24 protein-coding genes are annotated in these 24,883 nt (G+C 69.9%); 14 read left to right on the top strand and 10 right to left on the bottom strand.

Annotated elements, in window-relative coordinates; translation table 11 throughout:
• Positions 1-21: 21 nt before the first annotated feature.
• Together ABIE41_RS22510 and ABIE41_RS22505 are read left to right on the top strand one after the other, a co-directional pair.
• Positions 22-888 carry a branched-chain amino acid aminotransferase gene (locus ABIE41_RS22510; RefSeq protein WP_192642441.1) on the top strand — a complete coding sequence of 289 codons (867 nt, stop codon included), beginning with the start codon at positions 22-24 and terminating at the stop codon, positions 886-888.
• Between the two features lie 282 nt (positions 889-1,170).
• Positions 1,171-1,872 (top strand): NAD(P)H-dependent flavin oxidoreductase, encoded by a 702-nt coding sequence (locus ABIE41_RS22505; RefSeq protein WP_354193155.1) that lies wholly within the window; start codon positions 1,171-1,173, stop codon positions 1,870-1,872.
• A 19-nt stretch (positions 1,873-1,891) separates the two neighbouring features.
• On the opposite strand, the gene murJ is transcribed toward ABIE41_RS22505, so the two are convergent.
• Both murJ and ABIE41_RS22495 read right to left on the bottom strand, forming a co-directional pair.
• On the bottom strand, positions 1,892-3,418 hold the full coding sequence (gene murJ, locus ABIE41_RS22500) for a murein biosynthesis integral membrane protein MurJ (RefSeq protein WP_192642439.1): 1,527 nt from the start codon (positions 3,416-3,418) through the stop codon (positions 1,892-1,894).
• Positions 3,419-3,626: 208 nt separating this feature from the next.
• The gene (locus tag ABIE41_RS22495) at positions 3,627-4,661 is read right to left on the bottom strand and encodes a glycosyltransferase family 2 protein (protein WP_354193153.1); all 1,035 of its coding nucleotides are present in this window, start codon (positions 4,659-4,661) and stop codon (positions 3,627-3,629) included.
• A gap of 137 nt (positions 4,662-4,798) precedes the next feature.
• Here ABIE41_RS22495 and ABIE41_RS22490 point away from each other — a divergent pair, with 137 nt between their 5' ends.
• Together ABIE41_RS22490 and ABIE41_RS22485 are read left to right on the top strand one after the other, a co-directional pair.
• The gene (locus ABIE41_RS22490; protein ID WP_192642438.1) at positions 4,799-5,626 is read left to right on the top strand and encodes a ChbG/HpnK family deacetylase; all 828 of its coding nucleotides are present in this window, start codon (positions 4,799-4,801) and stop codon (positions 5,624-5,626) included.
• A 104-nt stretch (positions 5,627-5,730) separates the two neighbouring features.
• Positions 5,731-7,425, top strand: a complete 1,695-nt coding sequence (locus tag ABIE41_RS22485) for a methyl-accepting chemotaxis protein (protein WP_192642437.1) — start codon at positions 5,731-5,733, stop codon at positions 7,423-7,425.
• A gap of 82 nt (positions 7,426-7,507) precedes the next feature.
• Here the strand turns inward: ABIE41_RS22485 and ABIE41_RS22480 are convergent, their stop codons facing one another.
• Positions 7,508-8,110 carry a superoxide dismutase gene (locus ABIE41_RS22480; RefSeq protein ID WP_192642436.1) on the bottom strand — a complete coding sequence of 201 codons (603 nt, stop codon included), beginning with the start codon at positions 8,108-8,110 and terminating at the stop codon, positions 7,508-7,510.
• A 330-nt stretch (positions 8,111-8,440) separates the two neighbouring features.
• On the opposite strand from ABIE41_RS22480, the gene ABIE41_RS22475 reads away from it, so the two are divergent.
• Complete coding sequence (locus ABIE41_RS22475; RefSeq protein ID WP_192642435.1) at positions 8,441-9,883, top strand: hypothetical protein; 1,443 nt, start codon at positions 8,441-8,443, stop codon at positions 9,881-9,883.
• A 13-nt stretch (positions 9,884-9,896) separates the two neighbouring features.
• Here the strand turns inward: ABIE41_RS22475 and ABIE41_RS22470 are convergent, their stop codons facing one another.
• Positions 9,897-12,050 carry a S9 family peptidase gene (locus ABIE41_RS22470; RefSeq protein WP_354193149.1) on the bottom strand — a complete coding sequence of 718 codons (2,154 nt, stop codon included), beginning with the start codon at positions 12,048-12,050 and terminating at the stop codon, positions 9,897-9,899.
• Positions 12,051-12,387: 337 nt separating this feature from the next.
• Here ABIE41_RS22470 and ABIE41_RS22465 point away from each other — a divergent pair, with 337 nt between their 5' ends.
• From ABIE41_RS22465 to ABIE41_RS22455, 3 genes are all read left to right on the top strand, one after another.
• Positions 12,388-12,804, top strand: a complete 417-nt coding sequence (locus ABIE41_RS22465; RefSeq protein WP_192642433.1) for a Ros/MucR family transcriptional regulator — start codon at positions 12,388-12,390, stop codon at positions 12,802-12,804.
• Positions 12,805-13,024: 220 nt separating this feature from the next.
• Positions 13,025-13,363 (top strand): helix-turn-helix domain-containing protein, encoded by a 339-nt coding sequence (locus tag ABIE41_RS22460; protein WP_354193147.1) that lies wholly within the window; start codon positions 13,025-13,027, stop codon positions 13,361-13,363.
• Positions 13,360-14,217 carry a DUF6456 domain-containing protein gene (locus ABIE41_RS22455; RefSeq protein WP_354193145.1) on the top strand — a complete coding sequence of 286 codons (858 nt, stop codon included), beginning with the start codon at positions 13,360-13,362 and terminating at the stop codon, positions 14,215-14,217. Before ABIE41_RS22460 ends, ABIE41_RS22455 begins: the two co-directional genes overlap by 4 nt.
• On the opposite strand, the gene ABIE41_RS22450 is transcribed toward ABIE41_RS22455, so the two are convergent.
• Positions 14,183-14,611 carry a SufE family protein gene (locus tag ABIE41_RS22450; RefSeq protein ID WP_192642430.1) on the bottom strand — a complete coding sequence of 143 codons (429 nt, stop codon included), beginning with the start codon at positions 14,609-14,611 and terminating at the stop codon, positions 14,183-14,185. The genes ABIE41_RS22455 and ABIE41_RS22450 overlap by 35 nt on opposite strands.
• A gap of 88 nt (positions 14,612-14,699) precedes the next feature.
• Positions 14,700-14,984, bottom strand: coding sequence for a hypothetical protein (locus tag ABIE41_RS22445; protein WP_192642429.1), 285 nt, complete (start codon positions 14,982-14,984; stop codon positions 14,700-14,702).
• Between the two features lie 358 nt (positions 14,985-15,342).
• On the opposite strand from ABIE41_RS22445, the gene ABIE41_RS22440 reads away from it, so the two are divergent.
• Genes ABIE41_RS22440 through ABIE41_RS22430 form a run of 3 tightly spaced genes read left to right on the top strand, consistent with a single transcriptional unit; the run spans position 15,343 to position 18,109 of the window.
• Positions 15,343-17,112: a sensor histidine kinase gene (locus ABIE41_RS22440; RefSeq protein WP_192642428.1), complete on the top strand. Its 1,770-nt coding sequence runs from the start codon at positions 15,343-15,345 to the stop codon at positions 17,110-17,112.
• Between the two features lie 15 nt (positions 17,113-17,127).
• Entirely contained in the window at positions 17,128-17,742 is a 615-nt protein-coding gene (locus ABIE41_RS22435) for a hypothetical protein (RefSeq protein ID WP_192642427.1), read from the top strand.
• Positions 17,743-17,773: 31 nt separating this feature from the next.
• Positions 17,774-18,109 carry a DUF1491 family protein gene (locus ABIE41_RS22430; protein ID WP_192642426.1) on the top strand — a complete coding sequence of 112 codons (336 nt, stop codon included), beginning with the start codon at positions 17,774-17,776 and terminating at the stop codon, positions 18,107-18,109.
• A 19-nt stretch (positions 18,110-18,128) separates the two neighbouring features.
• Here the strand turns inward: ABIE41_RS22430 and ABIE41_RS22425 are convergent, their stop codons facing one another.
• A complete protein-coding gene (locus ABIE41_RS22425; RefSeq protein WP_192642425.1) occupies positions 18,129-19,262 on the bottom strand; it encodes a DUF2336 domain-containing protein in 1,134 nt (377 codons plus the stop codon).
• Positions 19,263-19,405: 143 nt separating this feature from the next.
• Between ABIE41_RS22425 and ABIE41_RS22420 the strand changes: the two genes are divergently transcribed.
• Positions 19,406-19,636: a hypothetical protein gene (locus ABIE41_RS22420; protein WP_192642947.1), complete on the top strand. Its 231-nt coding sequence runs from the start codon at positions 19,406-19,408 to the stop codon at positions 19,634-19,636.
• A 32-nt stretch (positions 19,637-19,668) separates the two neighbouring features.
• Positions 19,669-20,436 (top strand): hypothetical protein, encoded by a 768-nt coding sequence (locus tag ABIE41_RS22415; protein WP_192642424.1) that lies wholly within the window; start codon positions 19,669-19,671, stop codon positions 20,434-20,436.
• Between the two features lies 1 nt (position 20,437).
• Here the strand turns inward: ABIE41_RS22415 and ABIE41_RS22410 are convergent, their stop codons facing one another.
• From ABIE41_RS22410 to ABIE41_RS22400, 3 genes are all read right to left on the bottom strand, one after another.
• Positions 20,438-21,076 (bottom strand): DUF1254 domain-containing protein, encoded by a 639-nt coding sequence (locus ABIE41_RS22410; protein WP_192642423.1) that lies wholly within the window; start codon positions 21,074-21,076, stop codon positions 20,438-20,440.
• Positions 21,073-21,648: a DUF1214 domain-containing protein gene (locus ABIE41_RS22405; RefSeq protein WP_192642422.1), complete on the bottom strand. Its 576-nt coding sequence runs from the start codon at positions 21,646-21,648 to the stop codon at positions 21,073-21,075. The genes ABIE41_RS22410 and ABIE41_RS22405 overlap by 4 nt, the downstream gene beginning before the upstream one ends.
• A 93-nt stretch (positions 21,649-21,741) precedes the next feature.
• Positions 21,742-23,967, bottom strand: coding sequence for a transglycosylase domain-containing protein (locus ABIE41_RS22400; protein ID WP_192642421.1), 2,226 nt, complete (start codon positions 23,965-23,967; stop codon positions 21,742-21,744).
• 278 nt (positions 23,968-24,245) lie between these two features.
• Here ABIE41_RS22400 and ABIE41_RS22395 point away from each other — a divergent pair, with 278 nt between their 5' ends.
• Positions 24,246-24,740, top strand: a complete 495-nt coding sequence (locus ABIE41_RS22395) for a YcgN family cysteine cluster protein (RefSeq protein ID WP_192642420.1) — start codon at positions 24,246-24,248, stop codon at positions 24,738-24,740.
• The last annotated feature ends 143 nt before the right edge of the window (positions 24,741-24,883 follow it).

The following is a 24,883-nucleotide window of genomic DNA, read 5'->3' as shown; positions in this document are numbered from 1 at the left end:
TTGCTACAGCAGGAGCGCCTGATGGCCTGGTATTCGCAGACTTGGACCTGGTTCGAGGGAGAGTGGCACGAGGGCAACCCGCCGATCATGGGGCCACGCAGCCATGCGACCTGGCAGGGCTCCTCGGTCTTCGACGGCGCCCGCTGGTTCGACGGCCTGGCGCCTGATCTCGCGCTCCACGCCGCCCGCGTGAACCGCTCCGCGACCGCGCTCGGCCTTAAGCCGACGGAAACTGCCGAGACGATCATCGCCAAGGCGCATGAGGGCATCAAGAAGTTCAAGGGCGACGTCGCCCTCTACATCAAGCCGATGTACTGGGCCGAGGCCGACGGCGTCTCGACGATCATCCCCGACGAGGAGTCGACGCGCTTCTGCCTGTGTCTGTTCGAGGCGCCGATGGGCCTGCCGCCCAACGGTCTCTCGGTGACGCAAGGGACGTTCCGCCGGCCGACGATCGAGACCGCCCCGACCGACGCCAAGGCCGGCTGCCTCTATCCAAACAATGCCCGCACGCTGCGCGCCGCCAAGGCCGCCGGCTTCGACAATGCGCTGGTTCTGGACATGCTCGGCAACGTCGCGGAGACCGCGACCTCCAACATCTTCCTTGCCAAGGACGGCGTGGTGAAGACGCCGATCCCCAACGGCACCTTCCTGAATGGCATCACCCGCCAGCGCGTCATCGGCCTGCTGCGGCAGGACGGCGTCACGGTCGAGGAGACCAGCCTGCGCTACAGCGATTTCGAGCAGGCCGACGAGATTTTCTCCTCGGGCAACTACTCGAAGGTCGTGCCGGTCGGCCGTATTGACAACCGCCAGCTCCAGCCAGGCCCGCTCTATCGCAAGGCCCGCGAGCTCTACATGGACTTCGCCAGCAGCAAGTCTGCCTGAGCATGGCGCGCCTCGTCACCAGGCTGACGCGGCAACTGGGCATCGAGCACCCCGTCCTCTCGGCCCCAATGGCGCTGGCGGCGGGCGGCGCGCTCGCCGCCGCCGTCACCCGCGCCGGGGGGCTGGGCCTGATCGGCGGCGGGCTATGGCGACGGGGACTGGCTCGAGCGGGAGTTCGCCCAGGCCGGCAACATCCGCACCGGCTGCGGTTTCATCACCTGGTCGCTGGCCAAGCAGCCGCATCTGCTGGCGCAGGCGCTGGCGCATCGCCCCGCCGCGCTGATGCTCTCCTTCGGCGATCCCGCACCCTTTGCGGCCGAGATCGCGGCGGCGGAGGTCCCGCTGATCTGCCAGTGCCAGTCGCTCGACCATGTCCGCCAGGCTCTCGATGCCGGAGCGGCGATCATCGTCGCGCAGGGCGGCGAGGCAGGCGGCCACGGCCACCGCCGTGCGACCTTTCCCTTCGTGCCGGAGGTTGCCGATCTGCTGGCGCGCCAGAGCCCCGACACGCTGCTGCTGGCGGCGGGCGGCATCGCCGATGGGCGCGGCTTGGCGGCATCGCTGATGCTGGGCGCCGACGGCGTGCTGGTCGGCACCCGCTTCTGGGCGAGCCGCGAGGCGCTGGTCCATGCAAGGCAGCAGGAGGCCGCGCTGGCCGCGACCGGCGACGGCACGGTTCGCACCTCGCTGCCCGACATCGCCCGCCGGCTCGACTGGCCGAAACCCTTCGACATCCGCGTTGCCGCCAATGCCTTCACCACACGCTGGGCCGGCCGCGACGAGGCGCTGAAGGCAGCGATCGAGCAGGAAGCACCGGCCTATCGTGACGCCTTCGCGGCCGGCGATCCCGACAACGCAGCCGTCATCGTCGGCGAGGCGGTGGGTCTGGTCGCCGATGTTCCGGGCGCCGGCGAGATCGTGACGCGCATGGTCGACGAGGCGGCGACGCTGCTGGGCGAGCGGGCGCGGAGCTTTCTGGGCTGAAGCCGCAGCCCGTTGCCGGCTACCGCAGCAGCCGGACCGTCCCTGTAGCCTTGAGCCCGACGGCGAGCACGACCGCGTAGAGCAGGGCGGCTAGCACGCTCACGGCCGCCACCGCGACGAGCCGGGGTTCGTGCGGCAAGCCGGCCGTCGCCGCGAGCAGGGCGGGCGCCGCGAAGCGGGCCGCTACGCCGGCGACAAGTGCCGCTGCGAGCGTGACCGAGACCAGCACCCCCAGCCGCGGATCCGGCTTCGCCCAGCCGCGCCGGATGCCGAGCACGAACAGGGTCGCGACATTAATCCAGGCGCCGGCCGCCGTGGCCAGCGCCAGCCCGGCCGCGCCGAAATCGCGCCACAACAAGAGCTTGAGCGCGACATTGGCGCCGATGGCGGCGAGCGAGACGAACATCGGCGTCGTCGTGTCGCCGCGCGCCTGGAAGGTCGAGACCTGGGTGCGGATCAGCACGATCGCCGGCAACCCCACCGCATAGGCCAGTAGCACCGCGCCCGCCGCCTGGCTCGCGGCGGCGTCGAAGCGTCCGCGCTCGAACAGGGCCGAGACGATGAGTTCGGGAATTGCGAGGAAGGCCGCCGCGAAGGGCGCCGCCGCCACGACCGTCAGCGCGATCGCCCGGTTCTGCGCCCGGTTCGAGCCCGCCTCATCGCCGGCCGCGATCAGGCGGCTCATCGTCGGCAGCAGCACCGTGCCGACGCCGATCGCGATCACGCCGATCGGGAGCTGGTAAAGCCGTTCGGCATAATACAGCGCGGCATAGGCGCCCGCCGGCAGCAGCGAGGCGATGATCGTGTCGGCGAAGAGCGCAATCTGCACGCCGGCCGAGCCGATCACCGCCGGTCCGAAGGCCTTGAAGAAGCTCTTCACATCGGCGTCCAGCCGCGGCCGGGTCAGGGCCGCGGCGACACCGGCGCGGCGTGCGGCGAAGGCAAGCAGCAGCCATTCGAGCACGCCGGCCACCGCCATGCCCCAGGCGGCGGCATAGGCGGCGCTGGGAAACAAAAAGGCGACCGCGAGCGCCGCGATAAGGCACAAATTCATCAGCACCGGGGCTGCGGCGGCGGCGGCGTAGCGGTCGACCGCATTGAGATTGGCCGAGAGCAGCGTCACCAGCGTGATGAAGAGCAGATAGGGAAAGGTGATCCGCGTCAGCGAAACCGCGAGATCGAAGCGCTGCGGATCATTCGCGAAGCCCGGCGCCAGCAGCCGCACGATCTCCGGCATGAAGGGCAGGGCGATCGCCACCAGCACGAGCTGGACGATCAGGTTGAGGCTGAAGACGCGGTTGGAGAAGAGCGCGGCCGCCGCCTCGCCACCCTGCTGGCGAATGCGCGCATAGGCCGGGATATAGGCCTGGTTGACCGCACCCTCGCCGAAGATCGCGCGGAAATGGTTAGGCAGCCGCAGCGCCACCGAAAACGCATCCATCATCGCGCCCGCGCCGAGCACGGCGGCCAGCACGATGTCGCGCACGAAGCCGGAAAGCCGCGACAGGAGGGTGAAGCCGCCGACGGAGAGGATTTTGCGAAGCATCGGATCGTCGGCAATCTTCGGTCGGGACCAGAACGCCGTCATTCCGGGCGGAGCGAAGCGCAGGCCCGGAATCCATCCTAGGGCGCCGACACCGCTCTATGATGGATCCCGGAGCGGCGTCGCTTTCGCGACTTGTCCGGGATGACGGTGCGCCCTGATCGAGAGGGCTCATACAGGTCGCCTACATCCCAGATCGAAGCGCCAGCGTCTACCGGATCAGCGGCGGCAGCGCGTCGCCGCGGGGGTGATCGACGGTGCGGGCGTCGAAGCCGACGCGCTCGCCGATCAAGTAGAGCGGCCGGCGCTTCACCTCGGCGAAGATGCGCCCGACATATTCGCCGATCATCCCCAGCGAGACGAGCTGGATACCCGAAAAGAACATGATGGAGACGATCAGCGACGGGAAGCCGGGCAGGTCGGTGCCGAAGAACAGCGTGCGCAGCAGGAAGAACAGTGCCGTCAGTGCCGCCATCAGCGCGATCACGACGCCCGCCCAGGTCGCGATCTTGAGCGGCACGGTCGAGAAGGAGGACAGCCCGTCGAAGGCGAAGGAGAACAGCGTGCGATAGCGGAATTTCGAAACGCCATGCTCGCGCTCGGCGACGTCGAAAGTCACGCCCGTCGAGCGGAAGCCGACCCAGGCATAGAGCCCTTTCGAGAAGCGCGCCCGCTCCGGCAGGGCCCTCAGCGCATCGACGACCTTGCGGTCGAGCAGGCGGAAATCGCCGGCGCCTTCCGGCAGCTCGGTTTCGCCGAAACGGGCGAAGAGCCGGTAGAAGGCCTTGGCGAAATTGCGTTTCAGCGGGGTCTCGCCGTCGCGGTCCGAACGCTGACCGTAGATGTTGAGGTAGCCCTCGCGCCACTTGTCCAGGAAGAGCAGGATCGTCTCGGGCGGATGCTGCAGATCGGCATCCATGATCACCACCGCATCGCCCGAGGCATGGTCGAGCCCCGCGGCGATGGCGATCTCCTTGCCGAAATTACGGCTGAACGAGACCGCGCTGACGCGGCGGTCCTGCGCCGCCAACAGGCGCAGAACCGCCAGCGTGCCGTCCCGACTGCCATCGTCCACGCAGACCAGCTCCCAGGAGGTCACCGCGCCGTCGAGCACCTGCTTCAGCCGCTCCAGCAGCAGCGGCAGGCTCTCCGCCTCGTTGTAGACGGGCACGACGACCGACAATTCGGGGCGGCTGGAATGACCGCGCGTCGGCGGCGAGGCGGACAGGGGCTGCGTCTCTGACACGGGATCGACCTCTCGACCACGCCGCGGGCGCCGTCCGGCGGAAACCGGAAGGCGCCGGGTGACGCGGCCCGCACGGAACCGTAAAGCTTCGCCGCGCTCTTAGCGCAAGGCGCCTGAACAGAGGACAACAAACCGGCATGGCGAGCGGATTTGTTTTATGCGCCGACGATTTCGCCCTGACGGACGGGGTCAGCCGCTCCATCCTCGCGCTGATCGAGGCGGGCAAGCTCTCCGCGGCGGGTGCGATGACCAACCGCCCGCACTGGCGCGGCTTTGCGGGGGCGTTCGGGGCGCTCGGCGAGAAGGCTGATCTCGGCCTGCACCTGAACCTGACCTGTGCCGCCCCGCTGGGTGCGCTGCCGCGGCTGGCGCCGGGCGGCGAATTCCCGACCTTGCCCGAACTGGCGCGCGCCGCCCTGACCTCGCCGGCGGTCCGGCGGGAAATCGCCGCCGAGATCGCCCGGCAGCTCGACGCCTTCGAGGACGGGATGGGCCGCCCGCCTGCCTTCATTGACGGGCACCAGCATGTCCATGTGCTGCCGGGCGTCCGCCGGGCCCTGCTCGACGCTCTGTCGCATCGCTATCCGCAAGGCAGCCTCTATCTGCGCGATCCGCACGACTCTCCGGTCGCCATCCGCGAGCGCGGCGTCGCCGTCGGCAAGGCCCTGACGATCTCGGCGCTGGCACTGGGTTTCCGGCGGGCCGCGCTGCGCCGCGGCTTCCCGGTCAACCGGGGCTTTGCGGGCGTCGCGCCCTTCGACGCCGCGCGCGACTTCGCAGCCGATCTGCAACGCTTCCTGCTGCGGCCCGGCGCCGCCCATCTCGTCATGTGCCATCCGGGCTTCGTCGACGACGAGCTGGCGCGGCTTGATCCCGTCGTGGCGACGCGGCCGGTCGAGCATGCGGCGTTGATGGAATACGTACCCGAAGGGCTGGCGATGATGCGCTTCGCCGACCTCGCCTGAGCGGCCGCGCAAGCCATTCTTTACCAAGCCGCGGCTAGACTCCGGTCGGAGTGTCTCCGTGGCTCGCGCCGCGTGTCGAGACGAATGCGGGGACTGTGCCGGCCATGATGTCTTTCAAGCGTGCGGGGACTACCGATACCGCCGCGCAGACACCTGCCACGGCCCGACGCTGGGGGCGCTCGCTCAGCAGTCAGATCGCCGCCGCGGCGGTTGCCATCGTCGCCGTCGCCATCATGCTCGTGGTCGTCGCCGCCGCCCGCTACAACGACACCAAAACGCGTGACGATCTCGAGCAGAAGATGAAGTCGCTCGTGCTCATGGTCGTCAACGCCTCGCCCTCGCTGATCCTGGCGCGCGATACCATCACCCTGACCCAGATCCTCGACTCGCTGCGGCGTGACCCGGATTTCGAGGCGGGCATCGTCGCCGACGACCTCTCCTCGCTCGCCAGCGCCGGCCGCAACGAGGAGGCGCGGCTGGCCCTGACGCCGCGCAGCCTGACCACGCTGCTCAAGCGCGAGCCCTGGGAGATTCTGAAGGACACCGACACGGCCGAGATCGAGGAAGATCGCTTCGTCACCTGGCTGCACGTCGTGCGCGTCGGTGGCCACCGCAAGCAGATCGGCTATATCGCCATGCGCTTCGACAAGTCGCGCCTGCTCGCCCGTGCGAAATTCGAGGAGGTCGCGACCATTGGCTTCGGCGTGCTGATCCTGCTGGTGCTCGGCCCGCTGCTCTGGTTCTCGCTCTCGCGCACGATGAAGCCGCTCAAGAGCATGACTCGGGCGATCGTCAGCATGTCCGACGGCCAGCTCGATACCCCGATCGATGCGATGGCGCGGCAGGATGAGATCGGCGCCATCGCCCATGCGCTCGGCGTGCTCAAGTTGCGCCTGGCGGAGCGCGCCGCGCTGCAGGAGAAGCAGCATGTCAACGAAACGGAGCGTCGCCTGCACCAGCAGAGCGTGGATGCGGCGATCGGCGTCTTCCGCGCCGAGGTCGGCGTCGCGCTCGAAGCCTTCAAGAGCAATGCGGACCGGATGAGCGAAGCCTCCAACGGCCTCGCCCGGGTCGCAGCCGAATCCTCCGGCCGCGCCGCCCGCGCCGCACAGAACGCCCACGGCGCCTCGGGCAATGTCGAGAGCGCCGCGCAGGCCGCCGAGCAGATGGGCGCCGCGATCCGCGAGGTCGAGTTCCAGGTCCGGCGCGTGCGCACCGAGATCGTAGAGGCGGCGTCGATTTCCCGCGACACGGCGGGCTCCGTGCGCGCGCTCGACGAGACCGCCCGCGCCATCGGCGAGGTCGTCAACCTGATCCGCGACATCGCCGCCCAGACCAATCTTTTGGCGCTGAACGCCACCATCGAGGCCGCCCGCGCCGGCGAGGCCGGACGCGGCTTTGCGGTCGTCGCCTCCGAGGTGAAGAGCCTGGCCTCGCAGACGGCCGACGCGACCGACAGGATCGTGGCGCAGGTCGGCGCCATCCAGGGCGCGACCGGCCAGGTGGTGGGCTCGATCCAGAACATTGCCGAGCGCATGAACGCGATCGAGAACTTCGCCAACTCGGTCGCGGTCTCGATCGAGCAGCAGGCCATCGCCACCGGCGAGATCGCGTCGGGCGTCGCGATGGCGAGTTCGTCGGCGCTGTCGGTGTCGAGCGATCTCAGCGTCCTCGCCGACTCGGTCGAGGAGACCGGCCGCTCGGCCGAGGAGGTGCGCGGCGCGGCCGGCGAGGTCGCGGCGCAGGCGCTGCGGCTGCGCAGCACGGTCGACCAGTTCCTGCAGAGCGTGGCGGCCTGACCGCGCCGAGTGTTTCCGACCCTGTCTGCCGACACAAAAAAACGGGGCCGCGAGGCCCCGTTTCTGTTGGTCCGTCGAAGGCTCAGGCCTTGGCGGCGGCGTCGTACATCTCCGCGACGTACTCCCAGTTCACCAGGCTCTCGAGGAAGGCCTTGAGATAGTCGGGACGGCGGTTGCGGTAGTCGATGTAGTAGGAATGCTCCCAGACGTCGCAGCCGAGGATCGGGCTCGCGCCGGTGACCAGCGGGCTCTCGCCATTGGGGGTCTTGGAGACGGCGATCTTGCCGCCCTTGACCTCGAGCCAGGCCCAGCCCGAACCGAACTGGCCGACGCCGGCGGCGACGAAGTCTTCCTTCATCTTCTCGACCGAGCCGAAGGAATCGACGATCGCCTTCTCCAGCGCGCCGGGGATCTTGCCGCCGCCATTCGGCTTCATCCACTTCCAGAAGTGGAGGTGGTTGTAGTGCTGGCCGGCATTGTTGAACACGGCGGCGTTCTTGCCATGCGAGGCCTTGACGATCTCCTCGAGCGACTTGCCCTCGAATTCCGTGCCCTTGATCGCGTTGTTGCCGTTGGTGACATAGGCGAGGTGGTGCTTGTCGTGATGGAACTCGAGCGTTTCCTTCGACATGAAGGGCTGCAGCGCGTCATGGGCGTAGGGCAGATCGGGAAGGGTGAAGGTCATCGGCGCCTCTCCTTGGGCTGGCAAATCGCGTGAACTGAGAATGGCTTGCCGCAGGGCGGCACGGGCCGGTTGGAGCCCCTCGGGGGCGCCCGCCATCCGCTTCGTTAGTTAAGCCTCCGTCGGCTCCCCGGCAACCGCTGGCGCCACATTGCAGCGGCGCATTGCGCCGGAAAGCGCCTCACTCCCGCCCGAATCCTCGCTTCTGTCGGGAGCGGAAATTGAAACTCTCTCTTATTCAATACGTTAGATGATGGCGGGGCAGACGGGCCACTCCAGGCGGCCCGGCGGATTGCCTGATTTGCCTTCCCGCTCATTGCCGAGGACACGCCGTTGATCATTCTCTTCATCCTGCTCGGCCTCGTTTTTCTCGGCGGCGGCGCGGCGGCGATCATCGACGGCTTGCCCTATATTGTGCTCGAGCGCGGCTTCACGCAGGTCATCATCGGCACGGTGGTGGCGGTCGCCGGCGTGATCATGCTGGCGCTCGCGCAGGTGCTGGCGAAGCTGCGCTCGCTGGAGAACAAGCTCTCAGGCACGACGATGGCGCTGTCTCTGGCCGGCGCCGCAGGCGTGGCGGCCCGCGAGCCGGGTCCGTCCTCATCGCCTTCACTCTCGGTGCCGTCTTCCGCTGAGCCGGTCTCCGGCGCTGCCGGCCCATCCGCGGCGGCAGCCGTCGCCGGTGCGCTCGCGGGCGCGGGTCTGGTCGGCGCCGCGGTGGCGGGAGCGGACAAGGCGGAGCCAGAGCCCGCAACGAAGGCCGACGAGCCGGATCTCTTCGGCGCGCATCTCGCCAGCGTCCTTGGGACGCCGGCTGCCCAGCCGGCCGAGAGCGAGGCTGACGCCACCGAGGCGCCCTCGGCTGCCGCGAAGACGGAGGCCGAACCGGCTGAGATGGCATCGGACCCGATCGAGGCCGAGGACCTGCCGGTCTTCGACCCGTTCCGCCCCGTCGATCCCGAGCCCGTGCTGCTCCCCACCTCCTTCGAGGTGGATGCGCCCTCACTGTCGCTGCCGGCCGATGACACGCTCCCGCCTGCGTCCGAGTCGCAGGAGGATTCCGCCGATCCGTGGGCCGATGCCACCGCGCCGGAGCCCGACACGGCGGAACCCGCGGCGCCACTGGCCTCCGACATCGACGACCCGCTCACGCCGGAGGCCCCGGCCGCCGTCGCCGAGGACGATGAGTTCGGCCGCCTGCGCGAAAGCCTTGCCGGGCTCGGCCTCGGCCCCGTCGGCGGGCGCGTCGAGCCTCGCTTCGACGGCCCGATCCGGAGCACGGCGGAGCCTGAAGATCTGGCGGCTGCAGCGAGCTGGATGGATTCGGCATTGAGCCGGCGCGCGCCGGAGCCGGAGGGGGCCGACGCGGTCGAGATCGTACCGCCGCCGCGGCGTATGGAGCCGACGCTGGCTCCCGACCTGCCCTGGCCGGTTCTCGATCTCGACGATCGCTCCGTGCCGGCCTGGCCGCCGCAGACGCAGGAGGTCACTTCAGCCGAGCCGGGTGCCGATGCCGCTCCGGCCTGGCACGAGACGGACCGGCATGAGACGGACCGGCATGGGCAGGTCGACGAGCCTGCCGCCTCGCCGGTCGAAACGGCTCCCGCAGCCTCCGATGAGGGCATCGTAGGCGCCTATCAGGTCGGCGAGGCGCATTTCACCATTTATGCGGACGGCTCGATCAAGGCCCGCACGCCCGATGGCGACTACAGCTTCGCCTCGATGGACGAGCTGAAGGTCTATCTCGCCAGCGAGAAGAGCCGGCTGGGAAGCTGAGCGCCCTGCGGCTTCAGGCTTCCCGCGCAGCCGCCTCGTCCGGCCAGCCGCCGCCGACGGCCTGGATGGCGAAGGCATAGGCCAGAGCCGTCTCCTTCAGCGAATCGAAGCGCCCGGCCGAGCCGGCATGGCCGGCATCCATGTTGGTGTGCAGCAGCACCGGCCCGCCGCCGGTCATGGTCGCACGCAGGCGCGCCACCCATTTCGCCGGCTCCCAATAGGTTACGCGCGGATCGGTGAGGCCCGCCATCGCCAGGATCGGCGGATAGGCCTGGGCCGTGACGTTGTCATAGGGCGAGTAGCTGCGGATCGTCTCGAAGGCGGCGACATCGCGGATCGGGTCGCCCCATTCCGGCCATTCCGGCGGCGTCAGCGGCAGGGTGTCGTCGAGGATCGTGTTCAGCACGTCGACGAAGGGCACTTCTGCGACGATGCCCGCGAAGAGGTGAGGGGCCATGTTGGCGACCGCGCCCATCAGCATGCCGCCGGCGCTGCCACCTTCCGCGACGATGCGTCCGCGTGCGGTGAAGCCGCCCTCCACGAGGGCCTCGGCGGCAGCGATGAAATCGGTGAAGGTGTTGCGCTTCTTCTCCCGCTTGCCGTCGAGATACCAGCGCCGGCCCTTCTCGGTGCCGCCGCGGACATGGGCGATGGCATAGACGAAGCCCCGGTCGACGAGGCTGAGCGGGCGCGTGCGGAAAGAGGCCGACATCGCCGAACCATAGGAGCCGTAGCCGTAAAGCAGGCAGGGCGCGCTGCCGTCGGGCGCCAGATCCGCCCGGTGCAGCAGCGAGATCGGCACCAGCTCGCCATCCTGCGCCTTGGCGAAGATTCGGCGCACCCGATAGGCCTCGGGATCGTGACCGGAGGGGATGTCCTGGCGCTTCAGCAGGACACGCGCGCCGCTGCCCATGTCGTAGTCATAGGTCTCGGCCGGACGGGCCATCGAGGCGTAGATGAAACGCAATGTGTCGGTATCGAACTCGTAGCCTGCGTCCAGCCCCAGCCCATAGGCCTCCTCGTCGAAGGCTATGCTGTTCTCGGCCCCGCTCGCGAGGTCGCGGATGACGATGCGCGGCAGCCCGTTCTCGCGCTCGAGCCGGATCAGGCGGCCCTTGAGACAGAGATGGCTGAGGATCAGCCGGCCCGGCACATGCGCGATCAGATCCCGCCAATGCTCCGCAGCCGGCGCCGACGCTGGCGCGGTGACGATCTTGAAGTCCTCGGCGCCGTCCGCATTGGTGTGGATCAGCAGCTCGTCGCCATGGTGCTCGACGTCGTATTGCCGCCCGAGCAGGCGCGGCGCGACGATCGCCGGCGTCGCATCGTCCTGGGTCAGGTCGACCAGCCGGATCTCCGAGGTTTCGTGATCGTTGATCGAGATCAGCAGGAACCGGCCGGACTGCGTCTCGTCGATGTCGACGAACATGCCGGCATCCGCCTCGTCATGGAGGAGCGTGTCCCGCTCGGCGGGCTCGCCCAGCCGGTGGCGTAGCACCCGGGACGGCCGGTGGTCGGCGTCGAGGCCGACATAGAAGAACGACCGGCTGTCGGCCGCCCAGACGATGTCGCCGGTAGTGTCGGGAACGGCGTCGGCAAGATCCTCGCCGCTCGCGAGATCGCGCACGCGGATCGTGTGGAGTTCCGAGCCCGCCTCGTCGGCACTCCAGGCCAGCAGCCGGTGGTCGGGGCTGTGGGCGGTGTCGGCGAGGTCGAAGAAATCCTTGCCCTCCGCCAGCGCATCGGCATCGAGCATGATCGTCTCGCGCCCCTTGCCGCCCCGCGGCTTGCGGCAGATCAGCGGATGCTCGGCACCCCGGCGATAGCGCGAATAGTAGAGGAACGGCCCATCCGGTTGCGGGACGCTGGAATCGTCTTCCTTGAGCCGGCCGCGCATCTCCTTGACGAGCTCGCGCTGCAGCACCCGCGTCGGCGCCATCAACGCCTTGGCATAGGCGTTCTCGGCCTCGAGATAGCTGCGGATGTCGGCGGGCAGGGCCTCGGGCTCGCGCAGCACCTCTTTCCAGTTCGCCGCCCGCAGCCAGTCGTAATCATCCTGCAGCGTGACGCCATGGACCTGCGTGGTCTTGGTCCGGATCTCGGCGCGCGGCGGAGAGGGCGGGCGCCGACGCGGGGTCTTCGCGGCGGGAACAGACTGTGGGCGCATCGACATCTCCTCGGGCCGGCGGCACCGACAGGTAGAGAGGCCGGCGCAGGCTGGCAAGATCAAGGCACAGGGCCAAGATGCCGCTCCGCACGGACGGCCGATACCATGTTCAACTGTGCGGCGCGGCAATAAATGGAGAGGATAAATCGTATTCGCGCGGGGCCGATCACTTGCGGCGACGTTGCCCATCCATTAAACGGTCCCGACCGATCCGCTGCAGTCGCGTCTGAGTCGATAGTGTTCGGGTGCTCTTGGTCAGGATCGCACAAGGCATTGATGGGTCAATGTCTTCCACAATCGCAGCAACGCAGCTTATGTATCAGGGAGTGACGCCATCATGGCCGACAACGACGGATCGGATTACATCGAGCTGACGGCGGACATCGTCTCTGCCTATGTCTCGAACAACTCTGTTCCCGCCTCCGATCTGCCTGCGCTGATCAGCGATGTTCACGCTGCTCTGAACCGCGTCGTCGGTGGCGCCGCGCCGGTCGTCCCGGCCGAGGCGCCCCGCCCGGCCATTCCGGTGAAGAAGTCGATCACGGCCGATTACCTGATCTGCCTGGAGGACGGGAAGAAATTCAAGTCGCTGAAGCGCCATCTGCGCACGCAGTACAACATGTCGCCCGAGCAATATCGCGAGAAGTGGGGCCTGCCGCCCGACTATCCGATGGTCGCCCCCAACTATGCCGAGGCCCGTTCGCAGCTCGCGAAGAAGATGGGTCTGGGCCAGCAGCGCCGCAAGCGCCGCTGATTGTCGGTGGCCGCCGCCGCTTTCTGCGGCGCGGGAGTTTCGAGAGGCCGCCGGTTCGCCGGCGGCCTTTTTCGTTGGCTGCGGGGATAACGCGGCTCCGTCGTCACGATGACTTGATATAGGAATTTATTCATGCAGTGATGATCCCCGGTCGGCCCGTTCCGGGGCGACGGAGGCAGAACACATCATGAACATGACGGGCTTTGACAGGAGCGATCCCTTGCGCGAGACGGCGGGCGCGCGCCTTGCGGAAGCGGCCGTGGCCGCCATCCGCCATATCCCGCCCACGGCCCTGCGGGCCGCCCGCCGCGGGCGCGCGCCGGCCGCCCAGGCGCGGCAGACGGCGATGTATCTCGCCCATGTCGTCTTCGGGCTGACCTTCACCCGCGTCGGCAGCTGCTTCGGGCGCGACCGCACCACGGTCCGCCATGCTTGCGCCGTGATCGAGGACCGGCGGGACGATCCGCTGCAGGAATTCGCGCTCGCGGCGCTGGAGGTCGCGCTGCTGGCGCTGATGCGGGCCTTGGAAGCGCTGATCCCGGCGGAGTCGCGCCGATGAGCCCCGCAGGTGGCACTGCAGCAGCCGAGGTCGCGCGGCTGGAGCGGCATCTGGCCGAGCCCGGCGCCTTTGCCTGCCCGTCGCCGCTGGGCTGCGGGCGGATCGCGCTCTATCGCAGCGGTGGCACGACGCTGGGCGCGGGCTTCGTCTCGCCCGAGGCGGTGCTGCCGCTGCTGGCGCGCGGCGCCGCCCTCTGGCGCGGCGAGGGCCGGGGGCGGCGCCTCGTCGCGGCAAAGCCCGCGACCGCCGCCGGGCGCCATCTGGCCGAGGCGCGCATCGTCGTCGATGGCACCGCCCAGATGGTCAAACTCGACGAGCGCGAGAGTCCGCTGCTCTGGCTGCACCGTCGACCGGGGAAGGATGGCCGGCCCCAGATCTCGGACGAGGAGTTCGCCGCGGGCGAGCGCTTCCGGTCCGATCTCACCCTGGCGCGGATGATGCCGCGCACGACGATGAACTGGGATGCCGCCTCGGCGCCCGACGGCCGCGGCGCCGGCAGCCGCGGCCCGGCAGAGGCCTCCGACACGGCGCTGGCCGCGCGCCAGCGCGTCGCCCGAGCCTGCGACAGGCTCGGCCCCGAACTCTCCGGCCTCGCGATCGACGTTTGCGGCTTCCTGAAGGGGCTCGATGCCGTCGAGCGTGAGCGCGGCTGGCCGGCGCGCTCCGCCCAAGGTCGTGCTGCGCATGGCCCTAGCGGGGCTCGCCCAGCATTACGGGCTCGTCGTCCCTCCGGCGCGCGGAAGCCGCGAGCTGCAGGTCTGGCAGGCGGAGGGTGCCCGCCCGCGGACCATGGCGGGAGCGGAATGAGCGGTGCCGCCCTCAGCCGCCGGCCGCCGTGCGGGCGTCGGCCTTGATGCGCTCGATCATCGAGCGCACGCCGTTGGAGCGCTGCGGTGTGAGATGCGCCGCTAGCCCGAGCCGCTCATAGGTCTCGAAGGCGTCGGTCGCGAGGATGTCGGCGGCGCTGCGGCCGGAATAGATCGCCAGCGCCAGGGCGACGAGGCCGCGCACGATATGGGCGTCGCTGTCGCCGCGGAAGGTCAGCCGCGTCTGCGGGCCGGGGCCGGCCTCGGCCCGGCCCTCGAGCCAGACCTGGCTGGCGCAGCCGCGCACCTTGTTGGCCTCGTTATGGGCCTCTTCCGGCAGCGGTTCGAGACTTTTGCCGAGCTCGATCAGATAGCGATAGCGGTCGTCCCACTCGTCGAGCAGGTCGAAATTGGCGATGATCTCGTCGAGGCTGGCGCTCATGATCCGTCCGTGCCGGCCGGGAGGTTGCCGGCATCGCAGCGTCTTCGGCGCCCCGCGCCCCGCCGTCAAGCGCGCTGCGGCCCGCGCGTCAGCGCGTCGCGGCGCTCTGTCCCGTGATCGCGCCGCGGGCGGCGCCGGCCGCCATCTCGAGCAGCCGCTGGCGTGTCTCGGGATCGAGCCCGGCGATGATCTGCGCCGCCTCGCGTGCGGCGGTCAGGCTGGAGGCGGTCTCGTGCGGAGGGACCTGCGCGACCGTTCGTAGGGCGCTGCGCGCGGTCGTCGCCGTTTGCGGCGCCTCGGACCGCCCGCCATGGACGGGCGAGTTCAGCGCGATCACGCCGATCACCGCCAGGCTCCGCAGGATGTAGGCCATCGCCGCCTCCGCTCCGAAAAGGGCGTTCTGCCCCGTTCTGAGCATCACATTAGCCGTCAATCTCGAAAAATCGCGTGATCTCGCATCGTCAAAGGCTGAGCATCATCTTCAGCTTCCGTTCACCTTGCTCGTAACATGGCCCGCGTCACCGTGCGAACCCGGACCATACGACTAAGGCGCTGACAGAACAGCGTAATTTCAGTCGTGTGAGGCGCGTGTCGGGCCTTGCTGCCCTATGTCTTTAAGCCCGGCTTAAACCGGCTCCGGCGAAGTTGACGTCAAGCGGGCGAACGGTCCGCGCAGGTCGGGCGTTGCGTTGTTCATGAAGCTGCAGGCGGTCAGGACACAGGTGGCGGCGATGGTGCACGCATCCGTGCTGCCCCATTCGCTCGAGCGCATGCGCCATGAGCGCTTCATCCTGACGCGCCTGCTCGTCGGCGGCGTCGCGCTCGGCCTCGCTCCTGCCTATCTCGCCTGGCGCGGCACGCTCGGTGCGCTGGAAGCCGCCGTCGTGGTCGCCGCCGCCCTCCCGCTGCTGGCGGTCGTCACCCTGTCGCGCAGCGGCCGTCTCGACATCGCGCACTGCATCTCGGCTGCCGCTCTGTCCCTCTTCATCGGCGCGCTCGCCGGCATGACCGGCGGCTCCGGCTCGCCGCTGCTGCTCTGGCTCGCCGCCGTACCCGCTGAGGCTATGTTCTTCGGCGCCCGACCCTATGTGGCCCGTGCCGGCATCATCGCCGCGATCACGCTGCTGGGCGTGATGTTGCTGGACGGGATGGGCCTCTTCGCCGCTCATGCCGGCTGGTCGCAGGACATGATGCCGACGCTCGTCATCGCCGCCATCCTCCAGGCGATGATCGTTGCCATCGGCTTCCTCCACCGCCGCCGCGAGGAGTTGCGCGAGCATCGCGCCTCCGACCAGCGGGCCCAGCTCCTGCTCGACCATGTCGGCGATCTCGTCACCTGGCACGATGCCGGCGGCGCGGTGGTCTATGCCAACCAGGCGGCCCGCACGCTCGCCGGCGCCGATCCGCGCGACCTGCACGGGCGCGGCCTGCTGGACCGTGTCCATGTCGCCGACCGGCCGCTCTTCCTGAAGGCGCTGAGCGACGCCGCCCATGGTGCCGGCGAGGCGACGGCCTGCTTCCGCACACTCTTCGTCCCCAAGGGCGAGAGCGAGCGGCAGCACCCGGTCTCGCTCTGGCTGGAGATGCAGGCCCACCGCATCGAGACCGCAGGCCCCGGCGACAGCGCCGCCGTCGTCTGCGTGATGCGCGATATCACCGCGCGCCGCGCTCTCGAGGAAGAGCAGGCGAGGGGCCATGCCGAGGCCGTCAAGGCCAGCGACGTCAAGGGCCGCTTCCTCGCCACCGTCAGCCACGAGCTGCGCACGCCGCTCAACGCCATCATCGGCTTCTCGGAGATGCTGAGCGACGAGGGGCATGCCTGGCTCGATGCCGGGAAGCGCCTGGAATATGCCCGCATCATCCACAGCTCGGGCCACCACCTGCTCGACGTGGTCAACACGCTGCTCGATATCTCCAAGATCGAGAGCGGCACGATGACGATCGACCAGGAGCCGCTTGACCTCTCCGAGATGGCGCGCGACTGCCTCGCGCTGATGAATCTGCGGGCCGATGCCGGCGAGATCCATCTCGAGCGGGTGCTGGGCCCCGATCTGCCGCTCGTCCAGGGGGACCGCCGCGCCCTCAAGCAGGTGATGATCAACCTGCTCTCCAACGCGATCAAGTTCACGCCGCCCGGTGGCCGGGTCGTGCTGGCGGTCGTGCGCGACGGCGAGATGATCGACCTGTCCGTGTCGGACACCGGCATTGGCATCGCTGCCGCCGACCTGCCCCGCCTGGGCGACCCCTTCTTCCAGGCCAAGGGGTCCTATGACCGGGCCTATGAGGGCACGGGCCTCGGTCTCTCCGTCGTCCGCGGCCTCGTCGGCCTGCATGGCGGCCGCCTTACCATCGAGAGCGCGCCCGGCGTCGGCACGCGGGTCTGCGTGCGCCTGCCGGTGGCGGGCGTCGCCGATGCCGAGCAGCCGGCCCGCATCGTTACCTTCGCCCGTGCCCCGCGCCGGGGCCTCGAATCCAAGACGCCGTTCCGCCTGACCGCCTGAACCACGAGCCCGCGCATGTCCACGATCGCCGCCCGCGCCCATTCCGGCGTTTCCCTGTCCGCTCCCGCTGTCCGGCGCCCGGCCAAGCCGGCCACTGCGACGCGCAGCAAGCCCGGCTGGCTCGGCCGCGTCGGGCGGCTGGCGCTGCGCAAGCCCGGCCGCGCGCTCGTCATGCTGCTCTTCATGGCGATCTCGGGCGCGATCCTGGCCAACGCCCTGTTCTTCCAGAAGGCCCGCCACCCGGCACCGATGATCTCGGCCCCCTCGGCTCCCGCTCCGGCCCGCCAGGCCGTGCGCGGCGAGCCGCCGGCCACCCCGTCCGCGCCGCTGCAGGCCGCTCCGACCCAGACGGGCGGCACGCCGATGCCGCCTGCGCGGCCGACGGAGCTGGTGCAGCCGGCCCGCGAGGCCCAGCCTCGGGAAGCCGCCCCGCGCCCGCCCGCAGCGGTGACCAATGTCGCCCGCAGCGCTCCTGCATCCGCGCCCGCCGCACCCGCGGCCCGGGCGCCCGCGGCTCCGCGCGATCCGATCGCCGACCTCATCAACGGCGCCGATATCCGCCCGCCGGCCGAAATCCGCCCCGTCTCGCAGACGCGCCCGGCCCAGCCGCGTCGCGGCGCCGAGAACTGAGCTGCCGGTCGCAGCCGGCCCGCGAGGCAGCATGGCGCGCCTGACCAGCGATTTCTGGGTATCGGCCTATCTGCGCCAGGCAGCGCATGACGGGCTGGTTGCCGTGCTGCGACGCCGCGGCGCGGCCGAGGCCGGCGCCATCTTCGTCAAGCTCGACCGGCTCGACCGCACGGCGGCGCTCTACGGCCCGGCGCCGCAGGCTCTGGCGGAGGAAGACGGCGTTCGCCGCTTCCAGCTCGTGCTCGACGGCGACCCCTTGAGCATCGAGGACCGCATGACGCGCGAGCTGCGCTTCGACAGCGATCTCTGGCTGGTCGAGATCGAGAACCGCGCCGGCGACCCGCGCCTGGACCTCGTCGAGACCTGAGCTTTAGACCTGATTTGGGTCAGGCGCCGTCGCGCTTCGCGCCGATCTTGCGCAGAATCTCGCTCGTGCTGCCGGCCGACTCCGACCGGGCCGGAGAGTGACGCACAGGCGTGCCGCTTGGGTCCATTGCCGGCTGGTGCTGGCCCTTGCGGGTCGCGGGCGCCGACGCCGCCCCGCCAATCTGGGCCACCAGCCGCTGTGCGATCGCAGGCCGCACCGCCCGCATCAGCCCGACCACGGCGAAGATGCGCTCGACCGAATGAGCCGCCTCGTCACCGAGACGGATCAGGAAACGTGTCGCGTCCTCGACGCTCGCCCCCGCAGCTGTCAGCGCCAGAGCCGCCAGGTCGCGTGAGACATCGGCCTCGAGCGCGCGTGTCAGCGCCGGGCCGCCGCCGAGATGGCGCGACAGCGCCTCGAAGGCGCCCGCGCGGTCGTCCGCCGCCATGGCGTGCCAGCCCGCCAGCGCCTCGCCGGATACGGCCGGCCGGCGTTCGGAGGGACTGAGCGCCTCCAGCGCCGCCAGCGAATCGAGAATGGCCTGCCGCCGCTCGGGGCCGGCGAAGAGAAACAGCGACGCGATCTCGGCGCTCGACAGGTCGCGCCGCGCCAGCAGCGGCTGGGCATAGCCGGCATCAAGCCGGGCTCGCGCCAGCAGCAGGTCGAGCGCCGCGCGGGGCAGGGCGATGGCCGTGTTGGCCATCAGGGCAAAGTCGAGCGCCCGCTCGCCCCGCTCGACCAGAATTAGCGCCGCCGTCGCGGTGAGGTCGCCGCGCTCCGCCAGCGCCGCCGGCAGGCGCCCATCAGCAGAGCCGGCGAAGCCTTCCATCTCAGCCTCGCCCAGCCGCAGTCCATGCTGGATCAGGGCGGCGAGCACGGCTCCGCCGCGCGCCTGCAGCGCCGCGATGGCGCGGGCCGGCGCATGGCGCCAGCCGCCGATCTTGCGCGCGAGAATCACCGCGGTGTCCTCGTCGACGCTGGGCACCAGCGCCTCCGCCATCTCGCCGAAGGCAGCGAGGTCGTCCGGGGCGGGGCTCGGCGTCGACATCAGGAGATCGGCCTTCACCCGCAGCGACACCTGGCTGAGATCGAGCCCGCCATCCCGTGCCAGGCGGGCGAGCTGGGCGATTTCGGCGGAAATGCGCGACGGCATGGGCTTCTCGACTGTGATTCTGGGCTTGAAGCGAGCGTAATCCCCGAGGCTTTAAGAGCGCGTTAACCATGTGCGGTCCTGATGTGAACCGGAGAGCGATCTCCCGCGACCCAATCTCAGGCGCCAAGGCATGGAGGCGCATCATGGCCGTCGTCATCTCCCTCGCGTCCCGGCTGCGGACGCAACCGCCGGAAGCCCGGACCACACGTCCGGAATCCGCGGCGATCCTGTTCTTCACCGGCGTGCGCTACGAGCGCGAGGCCGAGCCTGTTGCCGCCGATCCGGTGGTGCGTCGCCGCTCTCGTGCACTGGCCGCAAGCGCAAGCCGCCCGAAGCGTCCGCGGAAGGCGACCAGCGCCCGGCAGCCGGCGTGACGCATCTGGGGCGTCTCTCAGGCGGGCCCGCCATGCGGGCCGCTTCCCTGTCGCTGCTGCTCGCGGCGGGTGCCTGCACGGGCGATCTCGGCCGGCCGCGGCAGGACATCGTCAGCCAGATGCTGGCGCCGCAGGCCGGCTTCTGGGCCGCCACGGCCCGGGGCGAGGCCGCCTCGCACTTCCGCTTTACCGATGACGAGGAGCAGCTGCGCGACCGGGCCTGGCGCTTCGTCATGCCCGGCCATGAACGCAGCGTCTTCCAGGCGCAGACGGCTGCTCTCGCCCATTCGCGCATCCTGCCGGCGCAGCTCCATCTGGGCTACCGGGCGGAGTACTTCCAGGCGCTGACCGGCGGTTCCTTCGCCTCCCAGGCCTCCCGCTATGCCAGGCTCGCGGAGGATGCCAATGCCGACCGCATCCTGATCGGCCCGTTCCGCGCCAATGCGATGCGCGTCGTGGCGGCCGACCGGGTGCGCATGCGTGCCGCCGAGAGCTCGCCCGACGTCGCCCCTTCCCAGCTCGACCCGGCCTTTGCGCGCGTCGTCGAGAACGAGGGGTTGATCCTCTGGGTCTGCGAGCGCGTCGGATTCCGGATCGAGAGCTATCGCTATGCGCTGGCCAATCTCGTCGTCGAGATGCCGTCGCGCGAGGCGATCCGCGCCGAGCGCGCCATCATGGCGCTGGAGGCCGAGGCCGGGCCGCTTTGCAAGATGCCGCTGAACGGCGCCTTCGGCGGCGAGCGTGGCGCCGGCGCTCCCGGCGGTGAAGGCGGCAAGGCCCCCGTCGTCTACAAGGGCTGAGCTAGTCGGCCATGCCGCAGGCGACGCCCGACGCCAGCGCCTCGGCGTCGGCCCGGTCCGATGGCAGGCGCGCCAGCGCCCGCACCACGATGAGGCCGCGCTCGCTGTCGGAGACGACACGCAGTTCGCGCGAGACCTCGCCCTCCTCGTCGCGGGCGGCGCGCTCGTCCCGCTGCTCCTGCGTCATCACCAGGAATTCGACGACCCCGCGGATCGCGGCACGGTCGGTGATCGCATAGAGCGTGCCGCCACCCTGGCGATGGAGCGTCAGCGCGAGCGGCAGCGTCCCGGCCCGCGCGACCACGCGCATCGGGCCGGCGGCGAGATCGTAGCTGCAGATGGCCGTCACCGTCGCCGGATCGTCCTCGCGCGGCAGCGGCAGGCCACGCGGATCGCCCGCCCTGACCAGCTCGGCCTGTCCGCCGGCGCCGAGCGCGGCATAGGCATGGGCGGCGTCGCTCTCCGACAGGGGCGGGATCAGCAGGATCGTGACGATATGGACGATGCCGGCCAGCACCAGCCCGGCGCTGGTGGCGAGCAGGAGCCGCGCGAACGCGGCCGCGATCCGGCTGCGCAGCGGCAGGGCACGCGGCTGCGGCGCCTCCATCCCCTGCAGGGTGGCGGGGTCGGTCGCGCTCATGGGCAGTCGATCCGCTGGATGAGCGGCAGGCTCTCGGCCCGCGTCTCGCCCGCCTGGGTGGCGATCGGCGTATCGTAGAGCCGCAGCAGGAACTGGAAGCGCCCGCTCGTCGGCAGCGGCAGCCAGTCGCCCGCCTGGGGCCAGGCCGCGGCGGCGATCTGCAGTGTCCCGTTTTCCGCCCGCACCACCTCCGCATCGCTGAAGCCGCTGCGGTCCAGCGGCAGGCGGAAGGGGCGCCCGTCGCCATCCGTGACGGAGAGCGTCCAGCCCCGCGTCGTCGGAACCTCGCCCGAGAGCCGGTAGCGGCAGCGCCCGTCCAGCGCGCGGCCGTCCTGGTCGCGCTCCGCGATCAGCTCCAGGCCCTCGCCGGTGCCCAGCGGCAGGTGCACGCCGCGGGCGAGATAGGCACGCATATAGGGGTCGATGTCGCGCCCGCCGCTGCGCGGCCACGCGTGCCAGGGCCCGATCTCGACCATGCCGAGCAAAGGCCGCCCGGCCACCGCGAAATGCGCGGAGGCGAGGCCCAGCCCGGCGCCGAGCGCGATCACATAGGCCAGATGGACGACGCGCAAAGCCCTGCCTTCGGAAGACGCCGCCCGTGCAGCGACGGCGGCGCGAGTTGAACCAGCGGGCCGCATCCCGTCAACACGGCGCCAGCAGAAGGTCTAGCGAAGCGTCCGCTGCTCGGCTCCCGATGAGACTTCGCGGATGCCGACCTGGAGCGGCTGTCCGTTGCGGCGGGGGGCCTCGATCGTCTTGAACATCGCCCCAACCGAGGACAGCACCTCGAAGGACTGGCGCGGCATATGGCCTGCGCCCGGACCGGAGGCTGGGGACAGGGTCGCGGGCGCCTGCGCCTTTGCCACCGTCGCCGCCTTCGGATCGGGCGGCGCGACGCCCGGGATCGGCTTCAGCTCGAGCCCCTGATGCGCGAACTGCATGATCTCCTTCCACGTCATGGCCGGCAGGGAGCCGCCGGTCATGTTCGCGGTCTCGGAGGAATCGTCGTTGCCGTACCAGACCGCGCCGACGAGGTTGCCGGAATAGCCGACATACCAGGCGTCCTTGTAGCCGTTGGTCGTGCCGGTCTTGCCCGCGGTGACGACACCCTCCAGCGCCGCACGCCGCCCCGTGCCCTCGGTGGGCACCTTCGAGAGCATGAAGTTCATGTCCTGGGCCACCTGCGTGCTCAGCACCTGCGCCGGCTCGGGCTCGTTCCGGTCATGCCGGTAGATCACCTCGCCATGCGAGTTGCGGATCTCGACGGCGGCATAGGGCCGGGCCCTGCGGCCGCCATTGGCGAACACGGCATAGCCCGCCGCCATGTCGATGACCGTGACCTCGGCGGCGCCGATCGGCAGCGAGACCGTGTCGGTCAGCGGCGAGTTCAGCCCCATGGCGCGGCTGGTCTCGATGATCTTCAGCCGGCCGATCCGTGCGGCGCGGGCGACATGCGTCTCGCCCGTGGCTTGGCCCAGCGCGATCGACATCTGCACCGGGATCGTGTTGATCGACTTCGCCAGCGCGACGGTCAGCGGCATCGAGCCGGCGAAGGAGCGCCCGTAATTGTTGGGGCACCAGTTGCCGATGCAGACCGGCCGGTCGCTGACGATGGTGCTGGGCTTGTAGAGCCCCGCCTGCATTGCCGCGGCATAGACGAAGGGCTTGAAGGAGGAGCCGGGCTGCCGCAGGCTCGCCGTCGCCCGGTTGAACTGGCTCGCGCCATAGTCGCGCCCGCCGACCAGCGCCCGCACGGCGCCGTCGGTATCCATCACCGCCGTCGCGGCCTGCTTGGCGCGATAGCCCGGTCCATGCTGGCGCAGGATGGATTCGATCGCCTCGTCCGCCCGATCCTGGATCGCCGGGTCATGCGGCGTCTTCACGGTCAGCACGCGCTCGGGGCCGATCTTGCCGTCGTCGGCGAGGCGCCGGATCTCATCGAAGGCCCAGTCGAGATAGTAATCGGGGCTGGAATCGCGCCGCCGGTCGATCGGCGTCGCCGGGTTGCGCTTGGCGCTGTCGACCTGGCCCGCCGTCATGAAGCCGGCATCGACCATCGCGTTGAGCACGTCGTTGGCGCGCGCCCGCGCCGCCGGCAGGTTGACATGGGGGGCGTATTTCGTGGGCGCCTTGAACAGTCCGGCCAGCATCGCGGCCTCGGCCAACGTGACGTCGCGCACCGACTTGCCGAAATAGTAGTCGGCCGCCGCCGCCACCCCGAAGGTGCCGCCGCCCATATAGGCGCGGTCGAGATAGAGCTTGAGGATCTCGTTCTTGGTCAGCCTCTGCTCCAGCCAGATCGCCAGGAAGGCTTCCTTGATCTTGCGGTCGAGTGAGCGCTCATTGGTCAGGAACAGGTTCTTGGCGAGCTGCTGCGTCAGTGAGGAGCCGCCCTGGACGACGCCGGAGGCGCGCGCGTTCACCGTGACGGCGCGCAGCGTGCCGAAGACGTCGATGCCGAAATGCTCGTAGAAGCGCCGGTCCTCGGTCGCCAGAACCGCCTTGAGCAGATGGTCCGGCATTTCCTCGAGCTTGAGCGAATCGTCGTGGCGGGCGCCGCGATGGCCGAGCTCGACGCCGTAGCGGTCGAGGAAGGTCACCGCGAAGACCTGGTGCTTCAGCGCATCCTCCCGCCCTTCCTGGAAGGCGGGGATGGCCAGCGCCAGCATCAGGAAGGCGCCCGCGATGCCGAGATTCAGCCCCTCGCTGATGCCTTCGACGGCCAGCCTCTGGCCGCCGCTGACGGTGAGGCGGTCGGTGGCGCTGCGAATGCGCTCATAGGTGTCGCCCGCTCGGCGCGCGGCGCCCCACAGGCCGGCATCGACCCATGAATCGACCGCCAGCGCGAAGCGCTTCAGTCGGGTCGTCCAGCCTGTCTTCCTGAACTCCATCGTCGTCCTGGCACCCTGCCGAGAGCCGCCGTCCCGATCGACGGCGCCACGGTTCTGCTGCACTCCGGCCAGCCCGCCATCATAATCCCGCCGGACCGGACATACATATCGTCTTGACGCATCCATGCCAGAGGCCGGGTGCGAAATGCAGGGACAGCAGATTCCTTGCCACGGCGCCTGTCCCGTTTCGGCACGCACCAGCGATACCCCGGCCGCCCGCCGTTAGATGCGGCGCCGCCCGCGCTTCCCTCCGTCCGCGCCCCGTCGCATAAGGCCCCATGGTCGAAGATCCCAACCCCGACGAGCCCTTCTGGCGCACCACGCCGCTCGAGGCGATGAACCGCGAGCAATGGGAGTCGCTCTGCGACGGCTGCGGCCGCTGCTGCCTGGTCAAGCTTCAGGACGAGGATACCGGCGCCATTCTCGCGACCGATATCGGCTGCCGCCTCTTCGACGCCGGCACCTGCCGCTGCAAGGACTACGTCAATCGCTCGACCAAGGTGCCCGACTGCGTGACGCTGACGCCCCATGACGTCCGCACGCTGCCCTGGCTGCCGCCGACCTGCGCCTACCGGCTCGTCGCCGAGGGGCGCGACCTGCCCTGGTGGCACCCGCTGGTCTCGGGCGATCCCGAGACGGTGGTTGAGGCCGGCGTCGCAGTCCGCAACCGTGTCTTCGCCAGCGAGGACGACGTGCCGGACGAGGATGTGCCCGACCGCATCGTCACCTGGCCGCTGCGCTGGCCGAAGAAGGCGAGGGCGATGGGGCGTTAGGCCGCGCTTCGCTTGGCCCTGACCCTTCGGCTCATTGATTGTTCATCCGGTTTTCGGCATGACCACGCCGCGGCGCGCGGATTGCGGCGCCTGCGAACCATTCGCCGGCCGCTGCGTTCTTGCGCGGTCTGGATGATGTGAAG

The sequence above is a fragment of the Bosea sp. OAE506 genome (assembly GCF_040546595.1).
GTDB lineage: Bacteria > Pseudomonadota > Alphaproteobacteria > Rhizobiales > Beijerinckiaceae > Allobosea.
This window is presented reverse-complemented; position numbering and strand designations above follow the sequence as displayed.

What these genes read in the sequence shown, in the direction of transcription:
- ABIE41_RS22465 (WP_192642433.1), top strand. Translation starts at nt 12,388, where the DNA reads ATGGCCGACAACGACGGATCGGATTACATCGAGCTGACGGCGGACATC.
- ABIE41_RS22425 (WP_192642425.1), bottom strand. Translation starts at nt 19,262, where the DNA reads ATGCCGTCGCGCATTTCCGCCGAAATCGCCCAGCTCGCCCGCCTGGCA.
- ABIE41_RS22400 (WP_192642421.1), bottom strand. Translation starts at nt 23,967, where the DNA reads ATGGAGTTCAGGAAGACAGGCTGGACGACCCGACTGAAGCGCTTCGCG.
- ABIE41_RS22490 (WP_192642438.1), top strand. Translation starts at nt 4,799, where the DNA reads ATGGCGAGCGGATTTGTTTTATGCGCCGACGATTTCGCCCTGACGGAC.
- ABIE41_RS22470 (WP_354193149.1), bottom strand. Translation starts at nt 12,050, where the DNA reads ATGCGCCCACAGTCTGTTCCCGCCGCGAAGACCCCGCGTCGGCGCCCG.
- murJ (WP_192642439.1), bottom strand. Translation starts at nt 3,418, where the DNA reads ATGCTTCGCAAAATCCTCTCCGTCGGCGGCTTCACCCTCCTGTCGCGG.
- ABIE41_RS22420 (WP_192642947.1), top strand. Translation starts at nt 19,406, where the DNA reads ATGGCCGTCGTCATCTCCCTCGCGTCCCGGCTGCGGACGCAACCGCCG.
- ABIE41_RS22455 (WP_354193145.1), top strand. Translation starts at nt 13,360, where the DNA reads ATGAGCCCCGCAGGTGGCACTGCAGCAGCCGAGGTCGCGCGGCTGGAG.
- ABIE41_RS22435 (WP_192642427.1), top strand. Translation starts at nt 17,128, where the DNA reads ATGTCCACGATCGCCGCCCGCGCCCATTCCGGCGTTTCCCTGTCCGCT.
- ABIE41_RS22415 (WP_192642424.1), top strand. Translation starts at nt 19,669, where the DNA reads ATGCGGGCCGCTTCCCTGTCGCTGCTGCTCGCGGCGGGTGCCTGCACG.
- ABIE41_RS22430 (WP_192642426.1), top strand. Translation starts at nt 17,774, where the DNA reads ATGGCGCGCCTGACCAGCGATTTCTGGGTATCGGCCTATCTGCGCCAG.
- ABIE41_RS22485 (WP_192642437.1), top strand. Translation starts at nt 5,731, where the DNA reads ATGATGTCTTTCAAGCGTGCGGGGACTACCGATACCGCCGCGCAGACA.
- ABIE41_RS22510 (WP_192642441.1), top strand. Translation starts at nt 22, where the DNA reads ATGGCCTGGTATTCGCAGACTTGGACCTGGTTCGAGGGAGAGTGGCAC.
- ABIE41_RS22440 (WP_192642428.1), top strand. Translation starts at nt 15,343, where the DNA reads ATGGTGCACGCATCCGTGCTGCCCCATTCGCTCGAGCGCATGCGCCAT.
- ABIE41_RS22445 (WP_192642429.1), bottom strand. Translation starts at nt 14,984, where the DNA reads ATGGCCTACATCCTGCGGAGCCTGGCGGTGATCGGCGTGATCGCGCTG.
- ABIE41_RS22410 (WP_192642423.1), bottom strand. Translation starts at nt 21,076, where the DNA reads ATGAGCGCGACCGACCCCGCCACCCTGCAGGGGATGGAGGCGCCGCAG.
- ABIE41_RS22480 (WP_192642436.1), bottom strand. Translation starts at nt 8,110, where the DNA reads ATGACCTTCACCCTTCCCGATCTGCCCTACGCCCATGACGCGCTGCAG.
- ABIE41_RS22505 (WP_354193155.1), top strand. Translation starts at nt 1,171, where the DNA reads ATGCTCTCCTTCGGCGATCCCGCACCCTTTGCGGCCGAGATCGCGGCG.
- ABIE41_RS22450 (WP_192642430.1), bottom strand. Translation starts at nt 14,611, where the DNA reads ATGAGCGCCAGCCTCGACGAGATCATCGCCAATTTCGACCTGCTCGAC.
- ABIE41_RS22395 (WP_192642420.1), top strand. Translation starts at nt 24,246, where the DNA reads ATGGTCGAAGATCCCAACCCCGACGAGCCCTTCTGGCGCACCACGCCG.